The sequence below is a fragment of the Streptomyces sp. 796.1 genome (genome assembly GCF_047525675.1).
In the GTDB taxonomy this organism is placed as follows: Bacteria; Actinomycetota; Actinomycetes; order Streptomycetales; family Streptomycetaceae; genus Streptomyces.
This window is the reverse complement of sequence record NZ_JBLIWA010000009.1, coordinates 157,492-175,245: the sequence shown is the minus strand read 5'-3', so window position 1 is coordinate 175,245 and position 17,754 is coordinate 157,492. Positions and strand designations below refer to the sequence as shown.

Here is a 17,754-nt window from a genome sequence, read left to right as displayed (position 1 = left end):
CGCCCGCATCGCGCGCGGGCGCCGCACCCGGCCGCCCGCCCGCCGGCCCGCCCCCGGCCGCCGCCCCACCGGCCTGGTGGGCGGTCGGCTGTCGACCGGCCGGCTGGTGTCCGACCGGCTGTTGTCCGGTCTGCTGGCCCTGGCCCGTCGCCGCTCGACCGGGGTCGGCCGGTACGGGCTCCGCCGGGCCGGCCGGCTCGACCGTACGGTGCCCCGCGGTGGGCCCGCCGGTCGGACGGCCCGGGGTCAAGCGACCCGGGGACGGCTGGCCCGGAGTCGGCTGGCCCGGAGTCGGCTGGTCCGTAACCGGTTGGCTCGGGGCCGGTTGGCCCGGCGGCAGTTGGCCCGGGGCCGCCGTCCGGTCCGCGTCCTGCGGATCGGCCCCCGGGCCGCGTACCGGCTGACCTGCCGGCTGGCCCCCCGCCGAAGCCGGCGGTGCACCATCAACCGCAGCCGCGGCACCAGCCGCCGACGCACCAGCCGCAGCCGCCGGGTGGGGGCGGCGCCCCGGCGCGTCGAGCGCGGTGAGCACCGCCCTCAGCCTGGGGTACCGCTGCGACCAGGGCAGCGCCGCCCCGCCCCGCAACCCCTCGACCAGCGGGGGCACACCCGGCCTGGCGTGCGGGTTGGCGAGCAGGTAGGTGACGAGGACGGCCGCCGCCTTGTGTTCCTCCCGGGGCGGGCGGGGCAGTTGGGCCACCACCCGGGCCAGCCGCCCCGGGCCGCCGCCGGGCTCCCAGTGCGGTACGCAGGTCAGCCGCAGCGGATGGCTGTCCACCGCGTCGTAGGTGGCGAACGTCCACTCGCCGCCCAGCCACGAGCCGAAGACCAGGAACAGGCCGAGGTAGACCAGCGGCGCCGTGTCGCCGTCCTCGTCGCTGTCGGAGGGCAGCGCGTCCGCGCGCAGCGAAACCCGCTGGGCCGGATTGCGCAGCCACTCCGCGGTGACCATGATCAGCGCGGTCCGCACCTCCTCCAGCCGCTCGGTCATCCTCGGCAGCCTGGTGCGGGCCATCCGGTCGATGTCGGCGCAGTCCACCGGGGGCAGGACGCCCTCCGCCTGCTCCGCGGTCGCGCGTTCGCTCCAGCCCTCGCCGTACGCCAGCGCGATGCACTGCCTGGCCTTCAACTCGGCCGGGCTGCCGAGCAGCACCCGGCTGATGGTGCTCGGCCGGCCCGACCTGTCCACCGTCGGCCAGCGCTGGACGAGCATCACCTGACCGTCCCTGGAGAAGGTGCGCACCACGCTGGGCCGGGAGGCCGCGGCGCCCGAAACCCACAGCAACGGGCCGAGCTCCTGGCCGAGTTCCGCGGCCCGGTCGGCCGAGCAGGAGTGCGCGACGGCCTTCATGCCGGTGCCCTGCCGGCCCTGGTTGCCCTCCCAGCGGAAGACCAACTGGTGCACGGTCGCCGCGGGTTCGGCGTCGGCGGGCCGGCGCACCGGCGCGGGGTCCACGAAGTCGTTCACCACAGGTCACCTTCTCCGGATCGGCCGGGCCCACCGGGCCCCGCCGAGCCCCTCCGTCCCGTTCGCTCTGCTCTGTCTGGTCCCGCCGATGTGTCCGGCCGCCCCGCCGCCCGCGCGTCCGGCGCCCCGCCGTCCGCGGCGTACCCGCCGGGCCGCCAGGGCTCCGCCGCCGGCTCCGGCGACCAGCCGAGGGCTGCGGCGTCCGCGGTCGCCGGCGACTCGATCAGCCCGTGCATGGCGAGCAGCGACACCAGCGGTTCGATGACCCGGCGGGGCGCCGCGCCGGCCGGGTAGCGGCCGTGGTCCTCCTGGCCGCCGGTGGCCGACGCGACGTGCAGCGTGCAGCGGCGCAGCGCGTCGAAGGGCCGCAGCCACGCCTGCCCTGCGTGCTGGCGCAGCAGCCCGTACACGTCCCGGCTCTCCTCGTACGCCCGCGTCGGGTCGAGCGCCCCACCGGGCGCCTCGGTGAACCAGCGGCTGACCGGCGGCTGGAAGCGCAGCAGGTCGGCCTTGGCGAGCACCATGGCGCCGGCCACGTCCAGGTAGGGGCCGTTCTTCGGCAGCCGGTCCAGGACGGTGCTGAACGCCAGGTCGCCGTCCCGGTTGACGGCCAGGCCCCAGCGTTCCCTGGCGTGGTCCAGGTGCGGCAGCGGCAGCGCGAGCGCCGGATCGACGACGAAGATCACGCCGTCGATGCCGAGCAGGAAGCGCAGCACCGCATCGGTGCGCACCAGGTCCTCGCCGCCCAGGTCGAAGAAGGCCACCGGCCTGGTGCGGCCCTGCGCGTCGGTGATCAACAGCGCCTCGATCAGCGAGGCGAAGCCGGTCAGGCCGAGGCCGCCGGTGTGGCCGAGGACCTGGCCGTTGCGGAGCGGCTGGACCCATTCGCGGACGAAGCGGGCGTGTTGTTCGGGGTTGACGGACTGCCAGGAGAGGCCGAAGGGCTCCAGGCCGCCGTCGGTGATCTCGGCGATCATCTGGGTCAGCAGATGGGTCTTGCCGGTGGAGGACTGGCCGACCATGGCGATCGTCAGCGGCCGGCCGTGGGTGAGGTAGGGCACCGGGATGTAGTGCTCGGGGAAGTCCGGGTCGGCGGCACACTTTTGGACGGCGGCGCGCATCACGTCCTTCAGCCGCACCGGATTGCCGATGCCGGAGATGTCGAGCTTCTGGTACTGCATCCGGTCGTCGGCCGCGTACAGGGCGCCCAGGTCCAGCCGGATGGTCTCCAGGCAGTACGGGCACAGCAGCCCCTCGTCCGGGTGCTCGGCGCCCGGCCTGCGGGGCCGGCCCGGGGCCTGCTGCTTGAGGCGCAGGGCGTGCGCGAAGGCCCGCGCGTGCGGGGCGCCGTCCTCGCCGGGCGTGGGCAGCACGATGCGGCCCGGGCTGCCGGGCGCGAGCAGGTCCAGGAGCTCGGTCGGGGTCGGCCGGTCGGCGGCGCGCGGCGCGAACGCCTCGCGCAGCGTGCCGGCCAGCACCCGGTGTTCGCCGAGGTCGGCCGGTGCCCGGTCGGCCGGCCCGGCCCGCCCGGTGACCAGTTGGTAGAGCACCTGGGCCACGCTCCACAGGGCGTCCCGTGCGTCCGCCTCGCCCTCGGCGCGGCGCTGCTCGGGCGATGCGTAGGGGGCTCGGCCCCAGCGGGTGCGGGGCCGGCCGGTGCGGGCCGCCGACTCCAGGCCCCACAGTTGGGCGGCGGTGCCGTCCCACAGCACGCTCGCCGGCGAGATGCCGCGGAGCACCGTCTGCTGCCCGTCCAGCAGGTGCAGCGCCAGCAGCAGGTCGCGGGCGAGTACCCGCTGGTCGGTGGCCGAGATGACGTGGGTGCGCAGCGCCGGGGTGCCGCGCGGCGCCGCGTACAGCAGGTACGGCTCGACGGTGTCGAGTTCGTGGCCGACGATGCGCGGGAAGAGCTGCGCGTACTCGCTGTCCTCCACGGTGCGGTGCAGGTGCAGGGCCGTGCCGACCTCGGTGTCGAGCAGGGCGCGGGCAGCCGGGTTGGCCGCGTCCGTACGGGCCAGTCTGACCTGCACGATCGGCTGGCCCTCGTCGCCGAGGAGTCCGTTGCGGACCAACTGCGGCAGCGCCGGGTCACGCCGGGTGGTGGGGCCGAACCTGATGGGGGCGGTGTGCCGCTGCCCCGCCGGCGTGCTGAAGGCCAGCATCGCCCGGTGCGCCCCGGTCTCCGGCGCCCGGTGCGGCTGTGAGGTGCTGGTCACCAGCGGTCGCCGTCCCTTCGCTCGTACGCGTCGACCCGGTCGCTGTCGTCGGCGTGCCGCGGCCGTACGGTGTCGACCACGCCCATCCGCAGCGGGGTCAGCCTGATCAGCCCGGCGTACCGGCCGGTGGTGGTCCACAGGGCGTCGTCCGCCTGATCGGTGCCGGTGGCCCGCCAGGACCGCTCGACGTCGCCGCGCACCGCTTCGGGGGCGAATCTGATCCACACCGCGGCGCCCGGGTCGCGGCTGAGCAGCGTGGCCTGTTCGGGCGACGACAACTGGACGACGATGTGCCGTTCGGCCTCGGCGCCGACCAGTTCGGCCACCCGGTGCGGGTCGGTGCCCAGCAGGTTGGTGCAGGTGGCGCGGGTGCGCTGGCGGTCGGCGAACGGGGGCGGGGCGAGCACGCCGGCCCGCTGGAGGTGCCGGCGTGCGGTGGCGAGGAGTTCTCGTACCCGGTCCTCGGTGCGCTGGACGGCCAGCGCACCGGCCTGCCCGCGCTCGACCGCGCCCCAGTACGGGCGCATCGCCTCAAGGGCGGCGTCGGTGAGGTCGTCGGCCAGGGTGGCGACCAGTTCGGGGCCGCCCTCGCCGGTCTCCCGCTCCAGCCAGCGCGGGGTGTGGGCGGCGCTCCACGGTTCGGCGGGGAACTCGGCCGGCTGCGGCGGGACCGGGTCGGCGGCCACCTCGCCCGCGCTCGCCTCCTCCCAGGTGCTCGCCTCCTCCCAACTGCCGCCGCCTTCCCAGGAGTAGGCGGTGGCCCAGTCGTCGTCGCCCGCCTCGGTCGGCAGCGGGCCGGTCTCCAGCGTGGAGGTACTGTTGAGCCAGTCGTCGCCGGCGAGCGCGTCGGGCGAGGTGGGCCCGCCGGCCGACGGCGCGGACACCTCGCTGGCCGCCTCCGCGTCGGCCGCCGCCGCGGTCGCCCGCAACATGCCGGCGACCGAGCGGGCCGCATCGGCGCAGTACAGCCGCTCGTCGGCGGCCCAGTGCTCGCGCACCGCCTCGGCCAGCAGCCCGTCGAGCCCGTCGAGGACCTGCCGCAGCGCGGCGATGCCGTACGCCTCGGACCACGCGTCGGTCGCCGCGTACCACAGCCGGCGCGCGGTCTCCACGGCGAGCACCAGGCCGACGACGAGCCCGGACACCCCCAACCACAGTGGTGGGGTGGCGAGTTGGCCCGCGGTGATGCCGGCGCCCGCGCCCAGGCAGACCGCGACCCGGGGGCCGACCGCCCACCGGTCCGGGTGGCCCGGGCCCCACAGCCGGGCGGCGCCGAGCAGCACGATGCCGATGAAGACCAGCGGCACCGCGGCGGCTGCGGCGAGCAGCGGGCCCGACCACAGCGCGCCCAGCAGACCGGCCGCGCCGGCGGCTGCGGTGCCGAGCGCCGGGGCCGGCACCGGCGCGCCGTGCTGTGCGCGGCGGGCGACCCGCTCGGGCGCGTGCTCGGCGAGGCCGGGCAGCAGGGCGCTGCCCGGCACCGGCTCCACCCGGCCGGCGAGGCCGACGAACCGCTGGGCCACCGCCCGCAGCGCCAGCTTCTGGGCCAGGAGCTTGCCGGCGAACTCGCGCAGCCCCTCGCCGATCCGCTCCCCCACGCCGTCCGCGGACGGCACCCGCAGGCCGAGTGCGGCGAGCCGGGTGGCGGCCTCGGCCGCGGCCGGCGCGGAGCCGGTGGTGCTGCCGCTGCGCAGCGCCGTGGCGACCAGGTCGCGGTAGTCCACCAGCGCCTGGTGGGCGCGGTCGATCTCGTCCTCGAACGCCTGCCGGCGGGAGGGGGCGAGCAGCCCGGGCAGCGTCTGGAGTTCCAGCAGCGCCTCCTCGGCGTCCACCAGGGCCTGGGCGCATGCCAGGTAGGCGCCGTCGGCGACGCCGCCGGGCTCCCGGTGCGCCCGGCCCCGGCCGCCGCGGCCCGCGACCAGGCCGCGCAGCGGCTCCGGCAGGTCGGCGCCCGACCAGGCGCGGGTGGAGAGTTCGGCGCCGAGTTCGGTGTCCTCGCCGGCGAACCTGCTGAGCGCGTCGCGCCAGGCCCGGTCCCGCACCTCGGGCGGCAGGTCCTGTTCCAGCAGCCGCACGCCGGGCGCGGCCACCCCGTCGGGCAGCGCCCGCGCGTCGGCCAGGACGCGCAGGAACACGTCGGGCACCGACAGCACGTCAAGGAGTACGGCGAGCGCGTGCGGGTCGTCGGGGCCCGGCTGTTCCAGGGCGGTGCGCGCGGAGCGCAGGTCACCGGCCCACAGCAGGGCGGTGTGCGAGCCGCGCAGCACGGCGGGGCGCACCAGCCTGCGGTCCGGCTGGTACGCCCCGCCGGCCCCGTCCGCGGTGCCCGGCGCGCTGCCGACCAGCAGCACCAGCATCCGCACCTCGCCGATCGCCCGGTAGGTGGTGAAGAGTTCGTACTGTTCCTGGTGGTCGGCGAGGCCGCCCGGGGTGTCCACCACCAGGAAGAGCGGATGGTCGGGCTCGGGCAGCCCGGCCAGGCCCAGTTGGCGGGCGACCTTGGCGCGCACGGCCTGTGCGGTGTCGAGTTCGGCGGCTCCGGCCCGCAGGTCCACCTGCACGACGGCGCCGATCTCCTCGGGCGCGATCACTCTGCGTCTCCGTCCCAGGGGTTGTGGCGGCTGCGGTCGCGCGGGGCATCCCCGCCGGGTTCGCCGGCGGGGTCACCGCCCGGGCCGCCGCCGGGGCCGCCGCCGGCCCTGCGGGTCCCCGGGTCGTCCCACGGCGCCCACGGCCGCTCGCCGGTGGAGTACCCGTTGACCCGCTCGTCGGCCGCGCGCCGGGCACCGGTGTCCCGCGCCGGGTCGTCGTGGCCGCTACCGCCCGGCGCGGCGTGCGGGGCGCCGAGCGGCGCACCCGCCCCACCGGACGCCGCTCCGTAGGGCGTGCCGGGCGCCGCGCCGGCCGCCGCACTGGAGGGCCGGCCCGGGGGCGCGGCCGAGGCCCGGTCCCACGCGCCGAACTCGGCCCCCGCGCCGCCCCGCTCCCGCGGGTCCCGGCGGCCGTCGGCACCCCGCAGGTCGTCCGCGTCCCGCCGGCCCCCCGCCGCGGCGCGCTCGTCCGCGTCCCGCCAACCGTCGGCCCCGTCCCGGGCGTTGCGGTCGCCCCCTTCCGTACGGTCGCTCCGCTCCCCGCGCTCAGCGCGCTCCGAACGATCGGCACGCCCCGCACGTTCCGCGTGCTCAGCCCGCTCCGAACGATCCGTACGCCCCGCGCGCTCCGAACGCTCCCCCCACCCCGGGTCCTCGTCCCGGTCGGCCCGGGCGCCGCGTCCGCTCCACTCGGCCCAGTCGCGCGCGGTCCGCTGGCTCCGCTCGGCGCGGTCGTAGCCCTCACCCTGGTCGTACGCGCCACCGCGGTCGTACGCCTCGCCACGGTCGTACGCACCACCGCCGTACGCCTCGCCCCGGTCGTACGCCTCGTCGCGGCCGTACCCCTCGTTCCGGTCGGCGTCGTACGCCTCCGCCCGGTCCTGCGGGTCCCCGGCGCGCGGTCCGTCGTCGGTGGGGCGGGGCGGGTGCGGGGTGCGCGGGGCGGTGCCCCAGTCCTCGTCGTCCGGGGCGGGGCGGCGGGGGGCCGGGGCGTCTCCGGGGCCGGTGCGCCGCGGGGTGCCGCCGCGCACGTGCTCAAGGAGGGTGCGCAGGGTGGGTTGGATGGCCCGCTGGTCGGTGAACTCGGTGTCCAGCGCGGCCGGCAGGGTCTCCGCCCAGAACTCCCACAGCGGGCGCACCCACCCCTCCACCCGTTCGCCGCCGCGCTCCCGGCGCTCGGCGAGCAGGTCGAGCTGGCGCGGGGCGATCTTCTCCACCAGTTCGGTGAAGAGCGCGTGCGGCTCGCTGCCGTTCCTGGCCAGGCCGGCCGGCTGGGCGCCCATCAGCTCCCGGCAGTAGTCCTCCACGATCCGCTCGTCGTCCAGCACCGTCCACCTCTCGTACGCGCGCAGCAGCTCGGCCCAACTGGAGACGCCGCCGGGGAAGTCGCCGAGCCGCAGCCGCACGCCCGGCACCTGGTCGCCGGTCTCCGGGAAGAGCCGCAGCCGCACCCGCTCGGGCGAGCCCACCGCGCCGTCGACGACGTCCACCTGGCCGTTCCACATGCAGCACAACAGCCGGTGCAAGATGGTGCGCCGGTCCTCCTCGCTGCTGACCATCCAACTGTCACGGAAGCCCAGCCGCTGCCGCCAGCGCAGCACGTCCTGCGCCTGCTCGTGGTCCTTGGCCCGGGCCCACTGGCGCAGCACCTTGCGGGCCTCGGGCACCTGGGTCAGGCTCATCTCGCTGCGGAAGAGCACCACCGTGATGGAGTCGGACTCCACGCCGCGGTACTCCACCGAGTTCTTCGCGTCCGAGGGCAGCCGCAGCGCCTTGCCCAGGTACTCCTGCACCTCCTCGATCGCCTGCACCCGCGGGTGGGTGACCAGCACCCGCAGCGGCCCGGTGCCCTCCGGCGTGAAGCCCACCGGCAGCAGCCCGGTCAGCTTGCGCCCGAACAGGTCGAGCGCCTCCTTGCTGACCTGCTCCGCGGCGTCCGAGTCGCCGGCAGCCGCGGCCAGCAGGGTGCCCATCGGCGGCAGCAGCGGGCGCTCTTCGAGCTGTTCGCCGCTCTCCGCGAACAGTCGGGTGATCCGCCCTTCGAGCTGCGTCTTGACGGCCGCGACCGCGCTGTCGGGGGTGCGCCGGCTGAGTGCGTGCACCCGCCGCCAGGTGTCCCCGTCGACCAGCTTGAGCAGCAGCGCCCCCGCCTCGTCGTGCTCGCGCAGCCCCTCGCGCCGGATCAGCCGGGTGACCAGGTCCTCGTAGAAGTGGTTGAGGGTGCGTTGCGGCGGCAGCAGGTACGAGATGCCGGTGCGGTCCTCGTACAGTTCCAGGCCCTTCTGCGCGGAGACCTTGCGCTCCCGCTCGGAGTGCTTGAGGAAGGCGTTGACCAGCCGGGTCAGGTCGCCGGCCGCCGCGTCCGCCTGCGGCTGCCAGCGCTGCTGCTGCTCGCGCCACGCCTCGTGCCAGACGGTCAGCGAGCGCCACCGGTACCAGGCGTCCTGTTCCTGGATCGCGGCCTGCACGTCGTCGTCGCCCCAGCGGGCGGGGGACATACCGCCGAGCCGGCCCTTGATGCGCGGGGCCTTCGGCGGCTGGTCGGACAGGCCCGGCGGGCGCTGCGGGGCGACCGAGCGGCTGTTGAGCATCCCGAGGAAACCGAGCCTGGCGATGGGCTCCTCGCTCTTGGGCACGCCCCGTACGACGCGTTCGGCGAAGAACGGGTCCTCGGTCTGGAGCAGCTTGTCGATCGCCGGGCGCGGTGAGAACCGGTCGGCCATCGACGCGGCCTGCCGCTCGGCGATCGCCTGGAGGTCGTACAGCAGCCGCTGCATGTCGGTGATCCGCTCGCCGAGCGCCTGCTCGATGGCGCGGCTGCCGCGCGGCAGCGGATCGGGCTCCGGCACCGCCAACTGCCGGCGTTCCCACAGCTCTTCGAGCTGCGCGTCGGCGAAGAGCTGGCGGATCAGCGGGACCGCGTTCTCCGGCAGCGCGGTCCGCGGGCGCTCCACGAGTTCGGTGACCGCCTCCCGCAGCAGCCGGCCCGCGACCAGGTCGGCGAGCTGGTCGATGGGGGCGGTCATGGAGGCCACCAGGCTGGTGGAGACGCCCTGGCGGCCGATGCCGGTGGGCGAGATGGCGCTGCGGTGCACGCCGCGGTTGATGAAGCTGGCGGCGAAGGTCTGGAAGTCGTCGTCGGAGGCGAGCGCCCGCCCCCGCGCGGGCCCGTCCCCGAGTTCGGTGCCGACCAGCGACATCACCAGCGAGACGATGGAGCGCCGCAGGTCGTCCTGGCGGATGCCGGCGGTCGGGCTGAACAGGAACGCGGTCGGCAGGATGCCGGTGCGCAGCCGGACGGTGGTGGAGCCCGGGTAGCGGATGCCGAGCCCGGCGTCCTGGTCGAGGTCGCCGATCTCGGCGCCCTCGGTGGGCGCGTTCTGCCCGTCGACCATGCGGAACAGGTCGACCAGGGCGCGGGCCGCGTTCAGGTCGGCCTCGCGCCCGCCGCCGGCCGCGTTCGGGAACGAGGACGGCATGACGACCAGCGGGTAGATCTTCGCGCCGTCGAAGCGGCGGAGCTGGAAGGCGTAGTTGATCAGGTGCAGGTAGTCGAGGAAGATGCCGGCGCCGGTGCCGCCGGCGACCGAGAACGCCACGAACACGTCGCAGCCGTTGACCTTGCCGCCGCCCAGTTCGCTCAGCTCGCCGGCGGACCTGGCGATGGCGTCGATGGCCTGGAGCAGCGGTTCGAGGACCGGCGCCAGGCTGTGCCGGAGGGTGGCGAAGAGCGCGGCCCGGCCGACGGTGGGCAGTTGGCCCGCGCCGTTGTGCAGCGGGGTGACCTTGGGTTCGTCGATGCGCGGCGGCAGCCAGTCGGCGACCTCGTCGCGCAGGCTGGCCCGCAGCATCTTGGTGACCTCGGGCGAGCTGTCGAAGTTCGGCAGCAGGTTGTGGGTGGCGCGCGAGGTGTGCGCGTACGCGGCGCGCAGCGAGGGGTCGACGTTGAACTGCGGCAGTCGTTGCAGGTCCGACTCGCTGTAGTCGGCGTACACGAACTGGAGGCAGTCCGGGAGCTGGTAGGGGGCGTGGCCGCTGAGCCGGCTGCTGAGGGCCACGCCGTCGGGGCCGCAGAGTTCGCCGCGTAGTCGGCGCTCCAGTTCGGCGCCGACCAGGCCGCCGGTGCCACCCAGTCCGACGAAGAGCATCGGCTGGAAGATCTTCATGGGTTTTCCTCCCCGCTCGCGGCCCCCGCCTGGCGGCCGTCGTTCTCGCTTGCGTCTGTGTGCCGCGCCGCTGCCGTGCCGCGCTGCGACGCCCGGGGCGGGCGCTACCGGTAGGAGTCGTAGATGCTGGGCGCCCCGCCGCCGCTCTCGCCGGCGGGCGGGGTGCTGGGCGGTGCGGTCCGCGACCTGGTGGGCCCGGGCCGGCCGGTGCGCGGTCTGCGCGGGCGCGGCGCGTGGCTCTCCTCGCCGAGCCGCAGGCTCAGCTCCTCGGTGAGCGCCGCGGCCTGCTGGCCCTGGAGCCGGGTGCGCGCGCCGCCCTGCTTGCGGAGCACGGCGCCGCCCTCGGGGCTGCGTTGGACGGCGTACGGGCCGTGGGTGCGGCGTTCGATGCGCGGGTTGCGGTGCGGTTCGACGATGGCGAACTGGAACCACTGGTTGCGGCCGTGGGTTGCGGTCAGTCGGTGCAGTTCGTCGCCGTCGGGCGAGACCAGTTGCAGCACCAGGCCGCGCGGGTCGCGGCGGCTGCGGCGCTGGCGCAGCAGCAGGAGTACGGCGGCGGTGGCCGCGGCGAGCACGGCGGCGCCGGTGACAAACGCCCACCAGTACCGGTCCCAGAAGCCGGGCGCCGGCGTGACCTCGATCGACACCGGCGAGCTGACCAGGGTGCGGGCCTGGTCGGTCTCGTCCTGCACGGTGACGGTGGCGGCCAGCCGCAGCCCGTCGTCGTCGAGCCGGCTGCCGAAGGTGCTGCCCGGCGCGACCTTGAACCGCACCGTGCGGGTGCCCGACTCGCCCGGTTGCACGGTGATCCGGTTCGGGCTGATGCCGAGCAGGTCGGGCCGTACGCCGTCCAGCGACAGGCGCAGGGTGTGCGCGGTCTGTTCGGTGTTGCGGACGGCGAGGGTGCCGGTGACGGTGGCGCCCGGGTGCACGCCGGCGGTGGGCGCGGTGAAGGTGGCGGCGACGGCCGGGGTGCCGCTGGGCGCCTGCCCGTTGGCGCTGCGGGTGTCGGCGCTCAGCCCGGAAGCGGTGAGCGTGCCGCGCACCTTGAGTGCGCCCTTGGCGCCGGCCGGGATGCGCACCGAGCCGCTGAACGAGCCGTCGCTCGGCTCCTGGTCGGTGCCCCTGCCGTCGTCGGTCAGCCGCACCGGCACCGGCGCGAACCCGTCGCCGGTGAGCTCGCTGCGCACCCGCAGGCCCGCGTAGTCGGCCGGGTCCTCGATCACGTACCCCTCGCGGGTCTGGAGCCGCAGCGTCACCTTGGCCTCCTGGCCGGCCTGCGGGGACGGCGGGTCCATGGTGATGGCGCCGCGCAGTTCGCCCTGCCACAGCACGCTGACCGCCACCGGCAGCGAGCGGTGTCCCTCGGGAGCCTTCGCCACGATCTTCCAGGTGCCCGGCACCGGGTCGGTGATCTTCAGCGCCTCCACGGCCTGGCCGGCGCCGGCCAGTTCGAACTGGGAGTTCTGGTAGCTGCCGGTGGTGGGCACGGTGTGGCCGCTGGGGTCGCGGTAGCTGACGGTGACCTCGGGGTCGCCCTTGTCGACGACGATGCTGCCGACCGTGGCCAGCGGCGAGATGTCCACCTCAAGGGTGGCCGGCGGGCGCTTGCTGGTGCCCTGTTCGTAGCGCAGGCAGTGCGCCGCTGCGAAGATCTTCTCCAGCGTGCTGCCGACGTCGGCCGCACCGTCGACCTTGCTGGCCTTGGGGCGTGCGGTCTCCAGCGCGACGCAGCCCTGTTGGTAACCGCCGGCGGCGATCCGGTCGAGCTGTGCCTTGTCGGGGTCGTCGCCGAAGCCCAGCGGCCAGATCTGCACCTTGCTGCGGGCTGCTTCCTCCAGCGCCCGGGTCAGCTCCCGTTCGCCTTCGGCCGCGCGGTGCGCCGGGTCGCCGTACTGCGGGCTGCCGGTGACGTCCAGCTTGCCGTCGGTGAGCAGGAACAGGACGCGCGGCTCGCCCGGGTCGGTGCCGGTGGTCAGGTCGTGCACGCCCTGCCGGATGGCGCTCGGGAAGTCGGTCCCGGTGCCCTGGCCCTTGCCGCGGCTGCGCAGCTTGCTCACGCACGCGCCGATCGACTCCCTTCCTGTGGCGTCGAGTTGGGTACGGGGGCAGACCGGGTCGATGGCCCGCTGGTCCTCGGATTCGGCCGCGGCGAAGCCGAAGACGGAGGCGTGCGAGGTGTGCGAGACGTCGCCGAGCGCGATCCGGGAGGCGGCGGCCTTCTCCGCCTTCAGGTCCTCCGCCGCCAGGCTCGCCGACTCGTCCACGGCCACCGCGTAGTTGACCGAGGCGAAGGTCTGCTTGGGCCGCTCGTCGGCGGCCGGTGTCGGCGCCGGTGCGGCGCCGGCGGGTGTCAGCAGGGTCGCCAGCATCGCGGTGCCGCCGAGCGCGGTCGCCACGACGCGCCGCGCCCAGCCCCTCGATGTCTGCCGTCTTCCCCTGTCGGTTCCCACGGGCTGTTCCCCTTATGTCATGTATGCATCAGGTCGTGCGGTGCTGCGTGCCGTCACCCGACGGCGTCGTCGCGGCGGGGGGTCAGCGCGCGGTCAGGCCCCAGGTCAGGGCCAGCGCGGCGGACGGCGCCAGGGTGCTCGCGCCCCAGCGGATGGCCCGGTACTTGGCGGCCAGGATCGAGCTGACGTCCACCGCCTGCACCAGCAACCAGCGCGCCGGATCGCGGCCTGCCTCGGTCAACTCCCTGGTCAGCCGCCCGAAGTCGTGGGGCGGCAGCAGGTCACGGAAGTAGGTCACGCCGTCCTGCGGGCGGATGGTGCCGGTGCGCGGCAGCAACGCCCGTACCAGCGCCACCACCGCCGCCGCCCACAGCAGCCCCGCCAGCGCCAGCAGCAGGTCGCCCGCGCCGGTCCAGTCGGGCGAGCCGTGCCAGCCGACCAGGAACGCCGGCAGCGCCAGCGCCCCGGACAGCAACATGCCCGCCTTCGAATCGGCCCGGCCCAGGTCCTCCCGAACCGTGTTCAGCAGGCGTTCGGCGATGCGTTCCCCCGCCCGGTCGAGCCCGTGCTGACCCCCGTCCGGCACGAGGACGACCGGGTCGGGGGAGGTCCGTGCGCCGCCGTCGCCACCCATCACTCCTCCTCCGCCCAGGGCCACCCGTCGTCCTGCCGGCGACTGCGCCGCCGCGGCGGCTCCGGCTCGGCGCCCCCGCGCCCCGCCCCACCACCGGCGGACCCGGCGGCGGCCCCCGGCTGCACGGCGTCCGCCGGGTCGTACGGGGCGTTGCCCGGGTCGTACGGGGCGTCGGCCGGGTCGTGCGCCGGGGCGGGTCCGGCGTGCGGGTGGTGCGGGCGGGCCGCGTCGTACGGCGGGTCGGCGGCCGGCGCCGGATCGCGGTAGGAGGGGGCGGCCGGGTCCCGGTAGGAGGGGGCGGCCGGGCCGCGCTGCGGCGGCGGCTGCGGAGTGTCGTCCCACACCCAGTCCGGCGTGAACGGCTCCCCCGGCTGCCCGGGCCGCGCGGCAGGGCCGCGCCCCACCGGGTCCGCCGGGCCCACCGGGTCCAGCAGCCCCGCCGCGTACGGGCCGGCCGTCGGCGGTTCGGGCGGCGGCGGCAGTTGCGGGGCGCCCCGGTGGACCGGCGAGGAGCCGATCGGACCCTGCACCCGGTGCCGGCCCCGGTTCAAAAGGTGCAGGGCCTGCGTCTCCAGGTCGGTGTTCTGGATCTGGCCGCTGGTGACCATGTCGAAGAGCCGGTCGATGCGCTCCTTCTCGTCCTGCCGGCCCTCCTGCCGGATCTTCTCCAGGAAGTGCTTGGCCTCCTCCGGTTCGGCCGCCAGCATGTACGTGAGCTGCTCCAGGTCGCCGCCCTGCAACATCGCCCGGAAGTTGTCCTGGTGCACCCGGGTCACCTCGGCCGACGCGTGCGCGTCCCGGATGCCGTCCGCGTACTCGATGGTCCGGTCGTCCACCCGCAGCCGTACGTACAGCCGCACCCGCAGCCCGAGGTCGGCGCCGAGGTCGTCCCACCGGCCGCTGGCGCACTGCCGGGTGATGGCCCGGTCGGCGGCCTCCGCGTGCGTCACCCGGTGCTCGGCCGACACCTCCCGCAGCCGCTCAAGGGTCGGCCCGGTCAGCCGCTGGCCGACGTCGGTGACCACCTGGGTGGCGGCCAGGTACGGATCGACCACCGTCCAGTGGATGTCCACCTCGGCCTTGAAGAACGCCGCCCCACCGGCGGCCGGCAACTCCAGTTCCAGGGTGGTCACGTAGGTGCCGAGGGCGATCTCGCAGACCGTGCGCGGCCTGGCCAGCGCCGGTTTGTTGGTGTGCTCGACGCCGGAGACGGTGGCGATGGAGTAGCCGCCGTTGCGGTAGAAGAGCACCGACGCGGTACGGGCGCTGGTGTGCCGGAAGCCGCCCACGGGCTGGTAGTCCCGCAGGAACGGGCCGACCGGGCTCTGGCCCGCCCCCTCCTGTTCGTCGCCGTCAGGCTGCTGTCCGTCTGGGCGGCCACCGCCGTGCCCACCGGGCACCTGCCGCGCCCCTGCGCCCAACTGCCTTGCCACATCAGCCCCGTTGAACTGCAAGGGCGTGCCGTTCCCGTTGTACTTGGCGCGCCACTGCCCGGCTGCCCCCGGGCGGACGGCGCCCCCGCGCGCCGCCCGGTCCTCGTCGTCAACCATGGTTCTCCCTCTCCTCGCGCCGACCCCGCGCGGCCCCGCCCCCGGCACGCTCGCGCGGCGTGGCCAGCCACCACAGCTCGCGGGCCTGTGCCTCGGGGAGTGGGTCTTCGGAGTCGTTCATCATGCGGCGCAGCAGCCAGTCCAACTGACGCCGGTCGTCCTCGGCGGCGGTCAACACGGGCAGCAGCACAGCCAGGCCCGGCTTCGACTGCTGCGTACTCTCCTGGCGAACCGCCGACCGCAGCAAGTCTTCGAGCGCGTTCGTTGCCACTTCTTTCGACCGGTGCGTGTTGAGCGCGGTCCATACCAAGTCGGCCATCTGCTCCACGAGTTCTGGCCGCGTGTCCGCCAGCGCCAGCAGCATCGGCCAGTCGCTGCGCTCGCCCAGTTCCGTGCCCGGCTCGTCCACCAGCAGCTCCGCCACGTCGTGGCTGGCCATCCGGACGGTGGTGACCAGACCGAGGTCCTGGTGCGCGGCGCTGCGATGGTGTGTCCACTCGGAGATCCGGCGCAGCACCGCCGCACCGTCAGGACGGGCCAGCAGCCGCACCACGTTGAAGGAGGCGACCGCCAGTTGGTCACCGTCGCCGCGCACCCCGATCCGGGTCAGCGCGTCCAGCGTGTCGCCGGTGGTGGCCGCGGCATTGCCGTAGCCGAGCGCCCACGCCGCCGTCCAGCGCAGTTCCGCACTGCCGCGCCGGGTCCAGCGGCCGACCACCTTGCGCACCATCGTGCGGTGCGAGGCGTGCGCGGCCACCTGGTCGAGCAGGGTGGCCGCGAAGATCCGGCGGCGCGCGGTCGGCGCCTCCGCCAGCGGCCTGATCAACTCCTCGTAGCCGTAGTCGAAGTCCCGTACGCACAACTCGCCCGCGGCGACCGCGGCCCGCACCCACACCTGCGGCCTCGGGTCGTCCGCCAGCAGCCGCAGCCAGCGCACCACCGGGGCGCGCACCGGGAAGTGCCGGTCCCACACCTCGCTCAGCACGGCCGCGGGCAGCGCCGAGCCGCGGTACCAGAGCAGCCGCGCCGCGATCTCGTTGCCCAGCACCTCCACGGTCCCGTCAGTGACCTCCGCGCGCGAGAGCGCCAGGTCGGAGACCGGGTCGTCGCAGAACAGGGTGCGCGCCGGGGTGTGGTCGGGATCGGCCTGTACGGAGAGTTCCCAGGTCAGCAGGTGGGCGGCGGTGGAGACGGCGCCCTGGGTCGCGCCGCCGAGCGCGGCCAGCGCGATCCGGGAGGCCACCGGGTGGAAGAGCGCCGCGGCGTGCGAGCGCGCCCGCTTGCCGCCCCGCCCGTCCCGGCCGCCGGCCCCGTACCCGTCGCCGTCGCCGTCGGGCCGCGCCGTCAGCGCCCGGTCCACGCCGGCGAACCACTCCTGCGCCTGCACCGCCGCCAGGCTCCGGCAGCCGGCCAGCAGCTCCGCGTACGGCAACTCCTCCAGCAGGTGTTCGGCCAGCAGCGAGGCCAGCACCTCGGCCTCGGCCGGCCGCAGGTCCTTCAGCCCGACCGCGGCCCGCACCTCGGCCCGACTCGCCAACTCCTCGGCGCTGGCGAGCAGTTCGGCGACCGTACGGGTCGGCGCGCCGTCGGCGGCGTCCCTGGCCGCTGCCACGTGGTCCTCGATGCGCTCGCGCAACCGGGTGGCCAGCAGCTCCTGGGTGGGCGCCGGCGGGCACAGCATCCCGTACCTGCTGGACAGCAGCGGATTGGCGGCGGCCCCCAGGGTCACCACGAGCACCGCGTACGCACCGGCCGTGGCCAGCGCCGCGGCCAGCCGGTCCAGGTCGAGCACGGCGGGCGGCTGCGCGCCGGGCTGGGTGAGCGAGAGGGGCAGCGCGAGGAGGTAGCCGGTGGCCCAGCGCTGCTGGCCGTCGTCGCCGCCGGCGGGCTCGGCCGGCGTACCGGTCAGCGAGTCGGCGAGGCGGCCGACGCCCCCGTCGGGGTCCACCCGCAGCACCCGGGCGACGCACTCGCCCCGTTCGTCCTGCTGCCCCTGCTCGTTGGCGTCGGCGGCGGCCAGCGCGGTCACCTCGTCGAGCAGCGACAGGGCGGTACTGGTGCGGCCGGTGCCGGGCGCCGCGCCGAGCACCAGCAGCCGGCGCGCCCGCAGCGCGCTGCGCAGCCGCACGTAACCGGCGGGCACCACGTGCACCCGGCGCAACCGCCGCAACTCCTCCTGCGGCACCGGCCCGCTGCGCATCCCCGGCACCGACTGCCGGGCGTCCATCCGCAGGTGGATGTCGCCGATGTGGGCGCTCTGGATGTACGAGCGGTCGAAGCTGTTGAGGTCGCGCCCGGTGTCGAAGAGCAGCCGGGTGGCCTGCCGGGCCCGGGCAGCCGCGCCGAAGTCGGACGGGCCCTCGTCGCCCTCGTCGTCGGCCATCGGGTCCCTGGTGTGCTCGCGGAACCGGCCGGCCGCGCGTTCGTGTTCGCTCTCCTTCTCCTCACCGCCCTCACCGCCGCCCTCGCCGTCCGGCTTCCCCTCGCGGCGCTCGTCGTCGGCCTTCCCCTCGCCGCGGCGGTCGCCGCCCTTGTCCCGGTCGCGGTCGCGCTTGTCGCGGTCGCCGTGCTTCTCGCGGGGTGACCGGTCTGCGCGGTCCGAGCGGTCAGCCTTGTCGGACGCACGTCCGGCGGACTCGCCTCCGCCGCCGCCCTGCTCTTCCTCGGCCATCTCGG

At 75.7% G+C, this 17,754-nt stretch carries 7 protein-coding genes and 1 pseudogene; all 8 read right to left on the bottom strand.

What is annotated here, in order from left to right:
* Positions 1–1,468: pseudogene (locus ACMA1D_RS08960) on the bottom strand (hypothetical protein); the annotation flags it as partial.
* Positions 1,465–3,684 (bottom strand): hypothetical protein, encoded by a 2,220-nt coding sequence (locus ACMA1D_RS08955; RefSeq protein ID WP_414723324.1) that lies wholly within the window; start codon positions 3,682–3,684, stop codon positions 1,465–1,467. The gene ACMA1D_RS08955 and the pseudogene ACMA1D_RS08960, both read right to left, overlap by 4 nt.
* Positions 3,681–6,275: a hypothetical protein gene (locus ACMA1D_RS08950; protein ID WP_414723323.1), complete on the bottom strand. Its 2,595-nt coding sequence runs from the start codon at positions 6,273–6,275 to the stop codon at positions 3,681–3,683. The genes ACMA1D_RS08955 and ACMA1D_RS08950 overlap by 4 nt, the downstream gene beginning before the upstream one ends.
* Entirely contained in the window at positions 6,272–10,441 is a 4,170-nt protein-coding gene (locus ACMA1D_RS08945; RefSeq protein WP_414723322.1) for a tubulin-like doman-containing protein, read from the bottom strand. The genes ACMA1D_RS08950 and ACMA1D_RS08945 overlap by 4 nt, the downstream gene beginning before the upstream one ends.
* Positions 10,442–10,545: 104 nt before the next feature.
* The gene (locus ACMA1D_RS08940; RefSeq protein ID WP_414723321.1) at positions 10,546–12,840 is read right to left on the bottom strand and encodes a VWA domain-containing protein; all 2,295 of its coding nucleotides are present in this window, start codon (positions 12,838–12,840) and stop codon (positions 10,546–10,548) included.
* A gap of 136 nt (positions 12,841–12,976) precedes the next feature.
* A complete protein-coding gene (locus ACMA1D_RS08935; protein WP_414723320.1) occupies positions 12,977–13,528 on the bottom strand; it encodes a Pycsar system effector family protein in 552 nt (183 codons plus the stop codon).
* Complete coding sequence (locus tag ACMA1D_RS08930) at positions 13,528–15,078, bottom strand: hypothetical protein (RefSeq protein ID WP_414723319.1); 1,551 nt, start codon at positions 15,076–15,078, stop codon at positions 13,528–13,530. Before ACMA1D_RS08930 ends, ACMA1D_RS08935 begins: the two co-directional genes overlap by 1 nt.
* The gene (locus tag ACMA1D_RS08925; RefSeq protein WP_414723318.1) at positions 15,071–17,749 is read right to left on the bottom strand and encodes a hypothetical protein; all 2,679 of its coding nucleotides are present in this window, start codon (positions 17,747–17,749) and stop codon (positions 15,071–15,073) included. Before ACMA1D_RS08925 ends, ACMA1D_RS08930 begins: the two co-directional genes overlap by 8 nt.
* Positions 17,750–17,754 lie beyond the last annotated feature (5 nt).